Source organism: Pseudomonas sp. Tn43 (genome assembly GCF_014192635.1).
In the GTDB taxonomy this organism is placed as follows: Bacteria; Pseudomonadota; Gammaproteobacteria; order Pseudomonadales; family Pseudomonadaceae; genus Aquipseudomonas.
In genome coordinates, this window is the sequence record NZ_JACHYG010000007.1 from 89,512 (window position 1) to 104,403 (window position 14,892).

Genomic DNA, 14,892 nt, shown 5'->3' on the forward strand with positions numbered 1-14,892 from the left:
AACGGATCAGTCTGAAAAAAGCGAACGGTCATGACGTGTACAGTCATGACCGTTCGCTGTCTTTATATAAAGGCTTGCCTGGGTATGGATTTGTTTATCCGGCAAGGTCGCTGGTTAATTGTCTCCATGTTTGTAGTTTTTCGTCGGTGTATCCTGTTTGAACATCAATGTTCAGGCTGTCGCCCGCAGCGCTTCTTAATATCCCTGTGCAGTTGGTACAGGCCGGAAATGCTTGTGTGGCTATGGTGCCTTGTATTTTAAATGTCCAGATATTTAGCACTTCCTGTTCCACAGGTGTAGTGGGTCTTAGTAGCGAAACTGTATTTCTGAGGACGGTCTCGGCGTGAGCGCCAGGAAGACCATCATATTCCGGGATCAGGTAATTGTTCTGCTGAATATGATCGAGAATAGCATTCCAGGCTTCTGGTGCAAGTGCCGAAGCACTACGTTCCTTGAGTACGTCTGAAGTGTTCACGGGCTCTTGAGAGACACCTTTGTAAACTTTTACTGCGGTGTTATTTTGGTCGTAGTAGGCCGAATATTTGTCTGTCAGATAATTTTTCAGCTTCCCAGGATCGTTAATTTTGAATGTTCTGAAGTCGTGCCCTTGATGGTCGCTAAAAAGTTCGACGCCTGGGACAGAAGAAATTCCAGAGGGGTGAGGAATGTTGAAGTGATCACTTGCAATGACTGTATGTTCAGGGTCGGTATTCGAGTATTCACCGCCAGCATGTGCCACGAGCTTCTGCTTTTGCGACTTGGTATAGATGAAGTCTGGATACTCTTGCTCATGGAGCTTCCTCAATGCATCTAACTTTTTCTTGGGTGTTTTTGCCTGAGGTATAAATTTATATTGTTCATTGCTCGTTATGATGGAGGTTGTTCTGTCGCGGACATATTGTTGAGCATCAGTTATGACAAGCCCCAGCCGATCCACAACCCCCAGCGGATTGTTCCCCACCATTGCATACAGGTTCAATCCGTCCACCGGTCCCGCCGGGTCCGGGTTGAGCCAGCGCATTATCCACGGTGCGTAATACCGGAAGCCATAGTGGTAAAGCCCGCTGGCATCACGTTCCTTGCCTGAATAGCGAATGGTTTTGTAATCCGCCTGGACTTGCGAATTGGCAGCCCACCAAGCAGTACCGCCAAAGGGGTAGTAGCCTTCATGGCTGATGAGGCGGGCGTTGTTGTCCAGCTCCAGGGTGCAGGAACCCAGATGATCGTCGAGGCTGTAGCGCAATTGCCGCTGCTCGATTTCTGCGGGTTTACCCATGATCCAATGCAGGCCACGCACGTTGCTGCGCCCGGCCTGCAGGGTGCAGACGTGCAGTTCTTCGGTGGCGTCCAGAGTACGAATTTCCAGTCCTGGCAGGTAGCGTACTTCACGCACATGAGTGACTGAAGCGGCTTGGGTACTCTGCCATTTGCGCACCCGATTGCCTTGGGCATCATAGACGTAGCGCTCGACATCATCTTCGGCGTTTGTGCGGCAGACCTGAATCACGCCTTGCAACTGATTGCGTAGCGTCCATGTCAGTGGCTGATCTCCAGGTTGCAAGGTCAGCAGATTGCCATCGTCGTCAAAGTTCATGCCCAACTCCGGGGCGGATTGGCCCTTGCGCCAGCTCAGGCACCGATTGCTCAATGGTGCAATGCCCATGATCAACGTATGCCCCTGACCGGGAGTGGGGCTGGTGTGGGTCAACTTCGTCAGGTTGCCGCCGGGGTCGTACTCGTAACTTTGGCTATAGTTGCCCAGCAGGGTGGGATCGCCTGGAGGAATCAGCCCGGGCAGCTGCGGTTGAGTACTGGCGCCCATAGACTCCAGGCCCGTGGCGCTACGTAACCGGGAGAGGGTGTCATAGGTGAACTCGCGCAAACCATCAATACGCTGGTTGGCAAAAAAACGAGTGACGTGGAGGTGGTCGGTGATGGCGATCACGTTGTTCATCGCCTCGTACCGATAGCTCAGGTGCTGGCAGGTTGTACTGCCTTTACTGGCTTTGAGTTCACTCAGGTTTCCATTCGCGGGGTCGAAAACTGCGGCGCTAATGACGCCGTTGCCGGTGGTTTGGCTTTCGACTTGCCCGCTGGCGTTGTACTGCAGACTATGCACGATAGGTTGTTTGTCGGCGGAGCCTGCCCATTGCAGATGCACCGTCTTGAGTTGACCGGCGATGTCCTGAGCGATGTGTTGCGTGTGCCCTTTGGCGTTCGTCTCGTCGAGCGTGTCGCCGACGGCGTTGTAGCGCCACAGGGTTTCATAGTGGGCGGGTTCGAGGAGATTCTCTTGCCCGGTTCCGCTCTCTGGCCAATCCGGCCGTTCAAGGCTCTTGAGAAAGCGGCGGGTCTGGTGGAGCGGAGCACCGGCCAAACTGTAATCGTCGATCGACAAACGCCCGGCTGGGTCATGGTGCTCCACCAATTGGCCACATTGGTTATGGCTGGCAAAACCCGGCAAGCTGCCGCCATAGGTGAGGCGCTCGACGGTCAAGGCAATTTGCCCGTTACCTTGCTCATGGATTGCAATGGGGCGCAGTTGCCGGTCGTAATCGGTTTGCTGCTGGCTGCCGCGCTGATCCCAGCGATACAGCGGTTGCCCGGCCTCACCATAGAGCTCCACACGCCAGCCGGCGTCGACATTGTCGGTGCCCAGCGGTATTCCCGACAGGCTGTAGACGCTGCGCAGATTGGCCACACTATTGTCGATCAGTCTAGGGTCCCACTGCGCGACAATGCGCGCGGCAGCGTCATGTGCCTGGCGAGTGATCTGTGCCAGGGGGACGTCGCTTGCTTGGGCTCGCAGGTAGTCCACTCGTCTGGCCGGTAAACCCCTTGCGTCGAACACCGCCAGATTTGGGGTGTTTCGGTGTATCTGCATGTTCATTCTTCACCTTCCGATACCTGGCGTTTTCTGGCCATGACTTCTTCATAGGTGTCGTTCTTGTCTTCGGTAATGGTGTACCAGCCGCAGTAGGTCTGTCGGTCCTCAAGATCGTCCTTGGCCGCGAGGGTGCGCACCGGTCGGCCCAGGCAATCGTAGTACTGCTTGTCGCAGAAGCCGTGCTGGCGCAACGACTCATCATGGATATAGCGAAACTGGTCGGCGAAATAGGGACGGTAAATGCGGATCGCCAACCCTTTGTTGTTGTACTCGACCCGCTCACTTACGCGCCAGCGCCGCAGCGCATCGGCCTCCAGCGGCGTGCCATCGTCCTTGAGGGTCAAGTCACCGTTTTCGTCGACCACCCAGGCTTTGCCTGGTTCGACCTCCTGCTTGGTTTGCAGCACTCGACCGAAACCGTCCCAGTAGACCACGGCAACCCGGATTTGCCGCTCGGGGTCGGCGGGATAACGATCGGCCTGCAGGGTGACAACATGAACCGGTTCTGGTTGTGCAGCATCGATCTGTGCCTGCAGGATCAACTCGTTCGGGGTCAGGTTCTCCAGCTCTTGCAGGTGTTGCCGGGCGCGGGCGCGGATATGCCCGTCGGGCAGCACAAAACCTTCCGCTATCGCCCAGGCCAGCCATTGCGGTAACGGTGGTGCGCTGCGGGAGATTCGGCCCATCCAGCTGAACGGATCGGAAAAGATTGCGCTGGCGAAGTTGCCAACGGCATCTCTCGGCGCGGCAATGGCTCTTGCAGGGGCGCGATCATCTGGCGGCACGTAATTGCGCAGAGAATGAAAGCCCACGTTTACTCCATGCTCCGAGCCATGAAAACTGCTGACCAGCACTTCACCGAAGGCGTTGTAACGACCTTCCTGGATATTGCCGTTGGGATCTTCGATGGCGACAGGCAGGAACGACCGATAGTCCGTGCCCAAGGTGCGGGTGATGCAGCCGTCCGGTAATTCGACAGCGGTACTCAGGCACCAATAAGGTTGGTCATAGCTGACTTTGGTCAGGTCATGGTTTTGGGTCTGGCGAAAAAATTCGACGCTATAGAAACCGTCCAGCCCATGGTAGGTCGGGAAGCCGCGTTTGACCGACCACAGAAAGTTCTCGGGATCATCCTTGGTGGGATCGTCGTCAGGAGGCGTTTCCAGCTCGGGTAAAAATACGTCCATGATCTGATACCCCACATCCTTGAGCCGGGCTTTCAGATGAAAAGGCCTCACGCCATGCTCGTCTTTAAGCCTGTCGTAGGCACTCAGGGCGGTGGCGTCCAGTTCCGCGACTTCCAGGTAGTCGGGTAACGCCTCGAACGTCGCCTGCTCCACAGGCAGGGTGTCACCGCTGACGGGGTGTTTGTAGCGCTGCAACGACAGGCTGGTCAGCACTGACTGCCTGGCCCATTCCCCATCGTCCTTACTCCATTGCAGAAAAGTTTCATGGCTGATGTTTTCAGGACTCAAGGCTGCCTTGTCCAGCATCAGGGCGTTGCTGCGCTGGCGGTACGGCAAGGCCAGACGCCAGGCCTGGGTATCCGGCAAGTGGATATACTCGGCCTTGGTCTGTGTCAGGTACCAACACTGCTGGGCCTGATCATGGGCGTCGCTCCACCAGGTGTTTTCATGCGTGTCGTCGAAGGGCGGCGTATCGGCAGGGGTTTTACGCCGCGCGTAATTGATCGTGAAGCCGTGGGTCAGGCCGCCATATTCATCCCATGTCAGATTGATCGTGTGTTGGCACAGCGGGTCGTCCGAAACGGGGGGCTCGTATTGATAGCTGATCGATTCCAGAAGCAAGGGCTGCATCACCGCGTAGGGCTGGTGCGGGCCTTTGGGGCGAAGCAAGCGAATCAAGTAGCGGTGCTGTTGTATCGCATAGGGCTCGGCGGTGCCGGCGGCGAATACTTCGGTGCGTAGCACCGACCCGCTGAGGGCGCGGGCCATCTCACGAACCGTGACGTTGTCGGGCGGGGCGAGAGGGACGACTGCGCGGTCCCGCAGGTCATAACCTTGTAACAAGGTCGGCTCTAAAGGGTGAGCCTGACTATCACCGCGGTAGTCGCCCTCCAGTGCCAGATCGACAGCCTTGCCGGTATGGAACCAGGTTTTGCTCAGGGTCGGCGTGGTAAAACCGGCTTGTGCCTGTTCGGCGCTTGAGATTTCGCTGTCGGTTTGCAGCAACAAGCCAAAGCCGCGGAACTCCCGCTCGATACCGTCGTAATAACCTTGTCGGTAGCGCATGCATTGGGTCAGGCGATTGCCGGTGATCTCATCGAGTTGGGTCTGCTGGCTGACCAGATGCACGGCAATGGGCAAATCAGACACCGGGTCTTTGCCGGAGGCGAGCAACGCCTGTTTTTCGTCCAGCCATTCCTGGGCCGAACTGCGATAGGTCACGCCAGTGCTGGTGCCCATATTGTTGTGGGTGGCGCTGACCAGGTACGGCTTGGCCGTCACGAAGTCGTAGCGCCAGTGACTGGGCTTCATATGCGGCACGCTCAGGATCAGGCTGGAACAGCCCAGTCCTTGCAGGTCGGCAATGCTGATCTGGCAGAGGTTGTCATAACGGATGTCTTTGGGCCATGGCAGGTCGACCGACGTCAACTCATAGCCCTTGCCACTGTGGTTCATGAACACCCGCAGGCGATCGGATTGCAGGTAGATCAAGTCACTGGCGCCCGAGCCGTCCAGGTCCGCCAATACGACCTGTGAGGCATTGAATTCGGCATAGGTAAAGGGTAGGGCGCAGAGTACGAACCCCTTGCCGAAACGCCCGTGGCCCAGGTTAGGCCAGCATTTGACTTCGTTGTGGCGGATGCGAATCAGGTGTTGCTGACCGCTGCCCAGTACGTCGCTGAAAGCCACCAGCTCAGTCTCTGCAGCATTGGGTAGTGGCAGGGTATCGTCATTCTCATCTTCCGGGTTCGGGTGCGGCACATTGATGCCTGCGGCGAACCCTTTATCCCGCTTGCTGGTGTACAGCCGTACGCTGCGGTGACCGATCAGGGCCATGTCCATCAGGCCGTTGCCAACCAGGTCGGCCAACTGTGCTTCAGGGTGGAAAAACTCCCTGGGGAAGGCATCGAAGGTAACGAACTTCGACCAGCTGCGATCCGGGTTGAGGGTGAAAAAACCCGACAACCCCGGCTGGGCGAGCATCCAGTCCAGCTTGCCGTCGCCGTTCAGGTCACTCAAGGCCTGATAGACCGGCTTGCTGCTATCAGCGGTCGGAAGATGCGGCAATACGCGCCAGTCGCTATAGCACACGTCATTACTGCCGGTATCGGCACGTAGCGGTTCCCGGTAATACCAGGCTTGGTCGCTGCGAAACAGCACCCCCGGCAGGCCTTCGCCGTAGAGGTCCACCCACTGATAATGCTGGCCGTCGTTGAGCGCGGGCATATTCGGGAATGTGCTGCAACCCTGTAGATCGGGCCTGAGTTCGAAGGGGGTATAGGTGAACTCCATGGGCGGCCGGCTCTCGACCTTGGCCATGCTGTCGTAGGCCTGGATATGGGCCGCTGTCAGATGGTTATAGCCCAATATGCTGGGCCGATGTTCGAGTAACAGACGCTGGACCAGCACGGGCTGCTCGCCCAGTTCGACGTGAAAATGATGGAACATCAGCACCTGCCGGCACAGCCGCCGAGTACCAAGTTCGAACCCGAAGGCATAATTACAGAAGGGATCGCTGCGCACCTGCCAATCGCCGTACTCGTCATCCTGCTCCAGATAGGGGGGGCCGTAGACCGGCTTCTTTGTCAGTTCGGCGCTGCGCTCGCCATAGTCGAACAGCAGGTGAAAGTGCCACTGCACATCCTTCCAGCCATCGGCATTCCAGGCGTACAACTGCGTGTCAGCCTCGCAATTGCCATAGTAGACCCGTCGCAGGTATCGCTGGGCCCGGTAGTCGCGAAACTGTGGCGCGGCGGGTTCTTCGACCTCTGCCTGGTATTCATAAACCACGTGTTCGCCCAGGCTATTGAGGCTTTCATCCAGCAGCCACACGCCGACGTTTTTTTCGTTTTGCGGATCGGCCCGGCGTGAGGCCAGGGTCTTGCCATAGACATGCAGGCTGCCATCGGCCCCATGAATCAGCCAGAAGCCGGGAGCGTCGTCAGCAGTGGACCAATGCTCGATCAGGTTGAAGGCGCCCTCGACCCGTGGCCAGTAACGCACAACCTGGTGTTCGCCCACTGGCCGGCCGCCGTAGGTTTCCTCTGTTCTGGAGATAACAATGTCGCGATTCACATCCCTCTCGGGCATCCATACCTCGCCGTCAGGCCCGACCACTTGATCGCTGCCGTCGTAGCGTGGCACTCCGAGGGTGGTGCGCAAGGAGATGGCGTTGACTGTCATCGTCCAGCCAATTCCGAACGGGCTGTTGCCCACGTCACTGCTGTAACCAAGCTTCAGGGCCGGCACCATCCGGCGGTTAGGGGCAGCGCTGATCGGCAGCGGCAGTTCCAGGGAAGCGGCACCGCGGGTACCTATCGGGCCCCATCCCTTGCCAATGCTCTGAATTGCGCCGCCGCCCTTGGGCAGAGAAGGAGGATTGATATCGAGGGTGCCTTGATTTTCCATGGCCATCTTGATTTCCGCCGTGACAAGGGAATGCAGCGGACGAGGCGTCCGATGGAGTTTCAACTTATCAGGCGAGACGAGGGCTGTGACCTGTCAGATCTGACAGGTGAAAGGGGGCTGCTTAGAATATAAAAACCGTGTTCGATGTTTTTTATGCATTTTCCCTTTTTCAAGGCAAAAAAAGGCCGGGGTATTTACACAAACACCCCGGCCTTTTTGTTTAGCGGATTAAAACGTTACTGCACTTCCACCGCCAGGTTTTCACTGATCTTTTTCTGCCAGATGGCAGGACCGGTGATGTGTACCGACTCACCCTTGCTATCAACCGCAACGGTAACCGGCATGTCTTTGACGTCGAACTCGTAGATCGCTTCCATGCCCAGTTCGGCGAAAGCCACCACGCGGGATTTCTTGATGGCTTGGGCCACCAGGTATGCCGCGCCGCCGACTGCCATCAGGTAAACGGCTTTATGGTCCTTGATCGCTTCGATCGCGGTCGGGCCGCGCTCGGATTTGCCGATCATGCCCAACAGGCCGGTTTGTTCGAGGATCTGACGGGTGAACTTGTCCATCCGCGTCGCGGTGGTAGGACCAGCAGGGCCAACCACTTCTTCGCGCACCGGATCGACCGGGCCGACGTAGTAGATGAAGCGACCTTTCAGATCCACTGGCAGGGTTTCACCCTTGTTCAGCATCTCGACCATGCGTTTGTGCGCCGCGTCGCGACCGGTGAGCATTTTGCCGTTGAGCAGGACGGTTTCGCCCGGCTTCCAGCTCTGCACTTCTTCCGGCGTCAGGGTATCGAGGTTGACGCGACGGGCCGACGGGCCGGCTTCCCAGACGATTTCCGGGTAGGCGTCCAGCGGTGGCGCTTCCAGCGAGGCCGGGCCGGAACCGTCGAGCACGAAGTGCGCGTGACGGGTGGCGGCGCAGTTGGGGATCATGCACACCGGCAATGAAGCGGCGTGTGTCGGGTAATCCATGATCTTCACGTCGAGCACGGTGGTCAGGCCGCCCAGGCCCTGGGCGCCGATGCCCAGTTGGTTGACCTTCTCGAACAGCTCCAGACGCATCTCTTCGATACGGTTCTGCGGGCCGCGTGCTTTAAGCTCGTGAATGTCGATGGATTCCATCAACACTTCCTTGGCCATTACCGCAGCTTTCTCGGCGGTGCCGCCGATGCCGATGCCGAGCATGCCCGGTGGGCACCAGCCGGCGCCCATTTCCGGAACGGTCTTGAGTACCCAGTCAACGATCGAGTCGGACGGGTTGAGCATGGCCATTTTCGACTTGTTCTCGGAACCGCCGCCCTTGGCCGCCACGTCCACTTCCACGGTGTTACCCGGAACAATGGAGTAATGGATAACGGCCGGGGTGTTGTCCTTGGTGTTTTTGCGAGCGCCCGCCGGGTCGGCGAGGATCGAGGCACGCAGGACGTTTTCCGGCAGGTTGTAAGCCCGGCGCACGCCTTCGTTGATCATGTCGTCCAGGCCCATGGTGGCGCCATCCCAACGCACGTCCATGCCCACGCGCACGAACACGGTCACGATACCGGTGTCCTGGCAGATCGGGCGGTGGCCGGTGGCGCACATGCGCGAGTTGATCAGAATCTGCGCCATCGAGTCACGGGCTGCCGGCGATTCTTCGCGCAGGTAGGCTTCGTGCATCGCCTGGATGAAATCCACGGGGTGGTAGTAGGAAATGAATTGCAGGGCGTCGGCAACGCTCTGAATCAGGTCGTCTTGCTTGATCACGGTCATGAGTCGCGCTCCTCTAAAAGAATAAGGGCAGCTTCAAGCCTTAAGCTTCAAGCGGCAAGCTGAAGCAGTACGCGAACTGCTCTGAACTTGGCGTTTGAAGCTTAAGGCTTGAAGCTGATCCTCAAGGTCACAAGGCACGCCGGGCATGCTGGCGCGACGCTAAAAAGGCGCGGCAGTATACCGCGCCTCGATGCCCTGTACACGCGCCGGATTCTGTGGGGAGGGGGCTTGCCACAGTAAAAGGTGGAGGCGGGTCATGGCTTTGACGCCAGTTTTCTGCCCCGAAAATTGAATGGTCATTTATCAGACTCGCCACTAAAGTGGCATCCGGCCTGTAGAGTAGGACACTCGATCAGCCTCCTTTCCCACGGTGAATCAACGATTGACCCATAACACCATCCAGCGGCTTTTGCTTAAACGCTTTGCCCTTGCAGCCGGCACTTACGCCTTGGCTTTGCTGCTCCTGTGGCTGGCGTTTTTCACCGGTCATTACCAAGACTCCATCACCGGCATGGCGATCGGCAGCGCGTTGGTGGTGCTCAGCCAGGCGGTGTTGTTCGCGGTGTTCTCCAGCGGCTGCAACCTGCGTTTTTCCGACCCGAGCCTGACCGAAGTGCAAATTCTGCTGGGGCTGGGTTGGCAAACCTGGCTGATTGCGCATCTGGATGAAGCGCGAGGCGTGTTTCTGGTGTTTTACCTGCTGATTCTGCTATTCGGGTTATTTCATCTTTCGCGCAGGGCATTCGTGCGGTGCGCGTCGCTGGTGTTTTTCAGTTTCAGCGCCATCACCTTGTGGCAAGGCTACCATTTTCAACTGCCCGACCCGACGCTGGCCCTGTTGCAGGTGTGCGTGCTGTTGGTGGTGCTCGCGTGGCTGGTGCTTTACGCCCATTACGTCCAGATGTCGCGCCAGCGTATGCGTCAGCGGCGGTTTGCCTTGCAGGCGCATCAGGACACCCTGCGCGGAATGATGCGCCAGCTCGAAGGTCTGGTGGCGACCGATGAACTCACCGGGCTGTTCAACCGCCGGCATTTCCTGCGCCTGGCCTCCCGCGAGTTGAATGCGATGGAAGCCGACGTGGTGCACGGCCTGGCGTTGATCGACCTCGACCACTTCAAACGCATCAACGATGTTCACGGCCATGCCGCCGGCGATCAGGTGCTGCAAGCGTTTGCCGGAGTAGCCACTGCCTGCCTGCGCGATGGCGATGTTCTGGCCCGCTACGGCGGCGAAGAGTTCGTGGTGTTGTTGCCCGATTGCGATGCCGAGCGCCTGACGGCGTGTTGCGAGCGGTTGCGCATTGCCTTCATGGATGCCGAATTGGTCGGCGTGGATGTGCGCAACCTCAGCCTGTCGGCGGGCATGACTTTATTGGCGCTCGGCGACGATCTGGATGACGCCCTGCAGCGCGCCGATCAGGCGCTGTATCGCGCCAAGCGTGACGGCCGTAACCGTTGCGCGGCGGCCTGGGAGAATGTCGATGCCTGAGTTACGGGTCGGCGAACGCCAATGGGCGGTGGCAGCGGGGAGCAACCTGCTCGATGCCTTGAATCAGAATGGCGTGTCGGTGCCCTATAGCTGCCGCGCCGGCAGCTGCCATGCGTGCCTGGTTAAATGTGTCGAAGGCTTGCCCAGCGACAGCCGTCCCGATGCCTTGAGTCATGAGCAGCGTCAGCAGGGCTGGCGGTTGGCCTGTCAGTGCCAGGTGGTCGATGATCTGCAAGTCGAAACCTTTGATCCGCTGCGTGATGGGCTTGCCGCTCAGGTGGCCGCCAGCGATTGGCTGAGCCCCAGCGTTTTGCGTTTACGCCTGACAAGTGAACGACCGTTGCGTTATCAGGCGGGGCAGCATCTGGTGTTATGGGCCGGCCAGATTGCGCGGCCGTATTCCCTGGCCAGCCTGCCGGAAGAAGACCGCTTTCTGGAGTTTCACCTCGATTGCCGTCAGCCGGGGCAATTCAGCGATGCTGCGCGTCAGTTGACAATCGGCGATCCAATCCGCCTCGGCGAATTGCGCGGCGGGGCGTTGCATTACGACCCGGACTGGCACACCCGACCGCTGTGGCTATTGGCGGCCGGCACCGGTCTGGGGCCGTTGTTCGGTATTTTGCGCGAAGCATTGCGTCAGGATCACCAGGGCGCCATCCGTGTCATTCACCTAGCCCATGATGCGAGTGAGCATTATCTGGCCAAGCCCCTCAAAGCCATGGCCGACGGCCGTGAAAACCTTCACGTCGAACTGTGGACCGCGGCCGGGTTGCCCGCGGCTTTGGCACAACTGCGCCTTGTCTCGCGGCAAACCCTGGCCTTAGTCTGCGGAGCCCCCGACAGCGTCGACGCCTTTGCCCGGCGCCTGTACCTGGCGGGTTTGCCGCGCAATCAACTGCTGGCGGATGTCTTTCTACCCCGTGGTTGAGCGCTGATTTCTCTGTGGCGAGGGGGCTTGCCCCCGTTGGGCTGCGAAGCGGCCCCTAAAAACAGACGCCACCTCGGTGTATCAGACAAACCGAGCGTGCCGGTTTTACGACTGCTTCGCAGCCGAACGGGGGCAAGCCCCCTCGCCACAGTTGATCCTCTTAGATCAGGACTCACCATGCCCGATACCATCCAGTTTGAACGCGAGCGCGGCCTGCTGACCCTGCGCATCAATCGCCTCGAAAAGAAAAACGCCCTGACACGCGCCATGTACAGCCAACTGGCGGAGGGTTTGCGGCTTGCCGACAGTGACCCCGAAATCAATGCGGTGCTGATCACCGGTGGCGCTGAGTGTTTCACCGCCGGCAACGACATCTTTGATTTCCTCCAGCAACCCCCGAGCATCCTCGACAGCCCGGTGTACCACTTCATGCTCAATTTGCTCGAGTGCCGCAAACCGGTCATCGCCGCCGTGGCTGGCGCGGCGGTGGGGATCGGTACGACGATGCTGCTGCATTGCGATCTGGTTTACGTCAGCACTGACGCCCGGTTGCGCATGCCGTTCGTCAACCTCGGGTTATGCCCTGAGTTCGGCTCCAGCCTGATCCTGCCGCGAATGCTCGGGCATGCCAAAGCGGCGGAGCTGTTGTTGCTGGGCGAGGGTTTCAGTGGTGAACAGGCAGCCGCGTGGGGGATCGCGACTGAAGCTTTAGGCAGTGGCGAAGCGGTGTTGGCCAAGGCGCGGGAGATGGCGTTGCGTTTCGAATCGTTGCCGCCGGAAGCGGTACGCATCAGCAAGCAATTGATGAAAGCCCCGGATCGGGAACAGTTGCGCAGGGTGATCGAAGAAGAGGGTGCATTGTTCACTCAGCGGCTGCGTTCGCCGGAAGCGATGGCAGCGTTGTCGGCATTTATCAAACGGCATTGAGTCCGATCACAAAAAAGCCCCGCCATTCACATGGCGGGGCTTTTGTTTTTCAGCGAGTGATCACTCAGACCATCGGGTCGCCAACGTGCAGGATTTTCATCCCGTTGGTGCCGCCGGTGGTGTGGTAGCTGTCGCCCTTGGTCAGAATGACCCAGTCGCCTTTCTCGACCACACCCAACTTGAGCAACTCGTCGATCGCGGCCTGGCTGACTTGCTCAGGCGGCAAGGATGCCGGGTCGAACGGTACGGTGTAGACGCCACGGAACATGGCCGCCCGGGCCTGGGTTTCGCGGTGCGGGGAGAACGCGTAGATCGGCACCGAGGAACGGATGCGCGACATGATCAACGGCGTGTAGCCACTTTCGGTCAACGCGATGATCGCCTTCACGCCCGGGAAGTGGTTGGCGGTGTACATGGCCGCCAGCGCGATGCTCTGGTCGCAGCTTTCGAACACCTGGCCGATACGGTGGCTGGAGGTCTTGCTGGTCGGGTGCTTTTCAGCACCGACGCAGATGCGCGCCATGGCCTGCACGGCTTCCAGCGGGTACAAACCGGCAGCACTTTCGGCCGAGAGCATCACGGCGTCGGTGTAGTCGAGCACGGCGTTGGCTACGTCGGAGACTTCGGCGCGGGTCGGCATCGGGTTCTGAATCATCGACTCCATCATCTGGGTCGCAACGATCACCGCTTTGTTATGGCGGCGTGCATGCAGAATGATTTTCTTCTGGATGCCCACCAGTTCGGCGTCGCCGATTTCCACACCCAGGTCGCCACGGGCCACCATGACCGCGTCGGAGGCCTTGATCAGGCCGTCGAGGGTTTCGTCATCGGCCACGGCTTCGGCGCGTTCGATCTTCGCCACCAGCCAGGCCGTACCGCCGGCTTCGTCGCGCAGTTGACGAGCGTATTTCATGTCGGCGGCGTCACGCGGGAAGGATACCGCGAGGTAGTCGACTTCCATTTCGGCTGCGAGCTTGATGTCGGCCTTGTCTTTCTCGGTCAGGGCCGGAGCGGTCAGGCCACCACCGCGACGGTTGATGCCTTTGTGGTCCGACAGCGGGCCGCCGATGGTCACGGTGCAATGCAGCTCGGTGGCGGTGGCGGTATCAACGCGCATGACCACGCGGCCGTCGTCGAGCAGCAGCTCGTCGCCCACGCCGCAGTCTTTTACCAGATCCGGGTAGTCGATGCCGACGACTTCCTGGTTGCCTTCGGTCAACGGATGGCTGGTAGAGAAGGTGAATTGATCACCGATCTTCAGCTCGATCTTCTTGTTGGCGAATTTGGCGATACGAATTTTCGGGCCTTGCAGGTCACCCAGCAGGGCGACGAAGCGGCCGTGCTTGGCAGCCAGGTCACGCACCAGCTTCGCGCGAGCCTTGTGCTCGTCGGGGGTGCCGTGGGAGAAGTTCAGACGGGCGACGTCCAGGCCAGCCAGAATCAACTGTTCGAGAACTTCCGGCGAGTTACTGGCCGGGCCAAGGGTAGCGACGATTTTGGTGCGACGGACGGACATGCATAGACTCCTGAGTTCAAGCGCTAGCAGAGGCTACTATGGTCCGTAGGTGTAGTCATTGTTCGTTTGCACTACTTTTTTTGAAGAACTTGGTTATTAGTTTCTTTATTGAACGCGACAATCGGCGCAAACCGTCCTGAAGATTTCCGCCCAAGGGTCGATACAGAGCTCAAGACAGGAGATCCCCCATGCGATTCGTGCTCATTGCCGCCCTTGCCATCAGTGCCCTCAGTGTCACGGGCTGCACCCGTTGGTCGATGAACCATCATTTGAATAATGCCTACAGCGCCTACGAGCGCGGCAACTGCGAGCAAGTGATGCTCGAACTGTCCAAGGTCGAGCGTGCCAGCCACGCGCGGCCTTATGTGTGGCCGGAAGTGTCGATGATGCGTGGCCTGTGCCTGGAACGGCAGAAGCTGTTTATCGATGCGGCGCAGACTTACCAGTTCATCATGGCCTCTTACCCGCAAAGCGAATACGCCTACCGCGCCCGTGCCCGCCTGGAAACTCTGCAGAGCCTGGGCCATTACCCAACCCGCAGCGCGGCGGCGGTGCGTCCAACCCGGTTCTGATTGTCAGGCGACAGCGGTGAGCTATAGTCCAATGGATCGGTTTAGAGCCTTGCCTCTGATCGAGGTAACACCTGTGATCGGCAGCAGTAAGCGACAGCGGTTGGAAGGACTGTCGCACCAGGATCGGGGAGAGCGCGGCATATGCCTATAAATCAATAGAGCAGGCCCGTTCCGAAGCATTAGTGCGGCCCTGCTTAAGGGCCTTGCGTAGCGAAATC

The 14,892-nt window shown here is 58.9% G+C and carries 8 protein-coding genes; 4 read left to right on the forward strand and 4 right to left on the reverse strand.

From position 1 onward, the window contains the following. Positions 1-94 precede the first annotated feature (94 nt). The 3 genes from FHW68_RS18830 to FHW68_RS18840 all read right to left on the reverse strand — a co-directional run bounded on the left by FHW68_RS18830 (position 95) and on the right by FHW68_RS18840 (position 9,242). Positions 95-2,890, reverse strand: coding sequence for an RHS repeat-associated core domain-containing protein (locus FHW68_RS18830; protein WP_183682221.1), 2,796 nt, complete (start codon positions 2,888-2,890; stop codon positions 95-97). Beyond that, entirely contained in the window at positions 2,887-7,488 is a 4,602-nt protein-coding gene (locus tag FHW68_RS18835; RefSeq protein ID WP_183682223.1) for a SpvB/TcaC N-terminal domain-containing protein, read from the reverse strand. The genes FHW68_RS18830 and FHW68_RS18835 overlap by 4 nt, the downstream gene beginning before the upstream one ends. Positions 7,489-7,718: 230 nt before the next feature. After that, complete coding sequence (locus tag FHW68_RS18840) at positions 7,719-9,242, reverse strand: fumarate hydratase (RefSeq protein ID WP_183682225.1); 1,524 nt, start codon at positions 9,240-9,242, stop codon at positions 7,719-7,721. 382 nt (positions 9,243-9,624) lie between these two features. On the opposite strand from FHW68_RS18840, the gene FHW68_RS18845 reads away from it, so the two are divergent. From FHW68_RS18845 to FHW68_RS18855, 3 genes are all read left to right on the forward strand, one after another. Beyond that, a complete protein-coding gene (locus FHW68_RS18845; protein ID WP_183682227.1) occupies positions 9,625-10,731 on the forward strand; it encodes a GGDEF domain-containing protein in 1,107 nt (368 codons plus the stop codon). Next, entirely contained in the window at positions 10,724-11,659 is a 936-nt protein-coding gene (locus tag FHW68_RS18850) for an iron-sulfur-binding ferredoxin reductase (RefSeq protein WP_095632210.1), read from the forward strand. The genes FHW68_RS18845 and FHW68_RS18850 overlap by 8 nt, the downstream gene beginning before the upstream one ends. Positions 11,660-11,836: 177 nt before the next feature. Continuing rightward, positions 11,837-12,586, forward strand: coding sequence for an enoyl-CoA hydratase-related protein (locus FHW68_RS18855; protein WP_183682230.1), 750 nt, complete (start codon positions 11,837-11,839; stop codon positions 12,584-12,586). Between the two features lie 64 nt (positions 12,587-12,650). Here the strand turns inward: FHW68_RS18855 and pyk are convergent, their stop codons facing one another. After that, positions 12,651-14,102, reverse strand: a complete 1,452-nt coding sequence (gene pyk, locus FHW68_RS18860; protein ID WP_183682233.1) for a pyruvate kinase — start codon at positions 14,100-14,102, stop codon at positions 12,651-12,653. A 188-nt stretch (positions 14,103-14,290) separates the two neighbouring features. On the opposite strand from pyk, the gene FHW68_RS18865 reads away from it, so the two are divergent. Further along, positions 14,291-14,674 (forward strand): tol-pal system YbgF family protein, encoded by a 384-nt coding sequence (locus FHW68_RS18865; protein WP_095632207.1) that lies wholly within the window; start codon positions 14,291-14,293, stop codon positions 14,672-14,674. Positions 14,675-14,892: the final 218 nt, after the last annotated feature.

Excerpts from the sequence above, each read along its gene's own strand:
- FHW68_RS18835 (WP_183682223.1), bottom strand. The coding sequence starts at position 7,488 with ATGGCCATGGAAAATCAAGGCACCCTCGATATCAATCCTCCTTCTCTG.
- FHW68_RS18855 (WP_183682230.1), top strand. The coding sequence starts at position 11,837 with ATGCCCGATACCATCCAGTTTGAACGCGAGCGCGGCCTGCTGACCCTG.
- pyk (WP_183682233.1), bottom strand. The coding sequence starts at position 14,102 with ATGTCCGTCCGTCGCACCAAAATCGTCGCTACCCTTGGCCCGGCCAGT.
- FHW68_RS18830 (WP_183682221.1), bottom strand. The coding sequence starts at position 2,890 with ATGAACATGCAGATACACCGAAACACCCCAAATCTGGCGGTGTTCGAC.
- FHW68_RS18865 (WP_095632207.1), top strand. The coding sequence starts at position 14,291 with ATGCGATTCGTGCTCATTGCCGCCCTTGCCATCAGTGCCCTCAGTGTC.
- FHW68_RS18850 (WP_095632210.1), top strand. The coding sequence starts at position 10,724 with ATGCCTGAGTTACGGGTCGGCGAACGCCAATGGGCGGTGGCAGCGGGG.
- FHW68_RS18840 (WP_183682225.1), bottom strand. The coding sequence starts at position 9,242 with ATGACCGTGATCAAGCAAGACGACCTGATTCAGAGCGTTGCCGACGCC.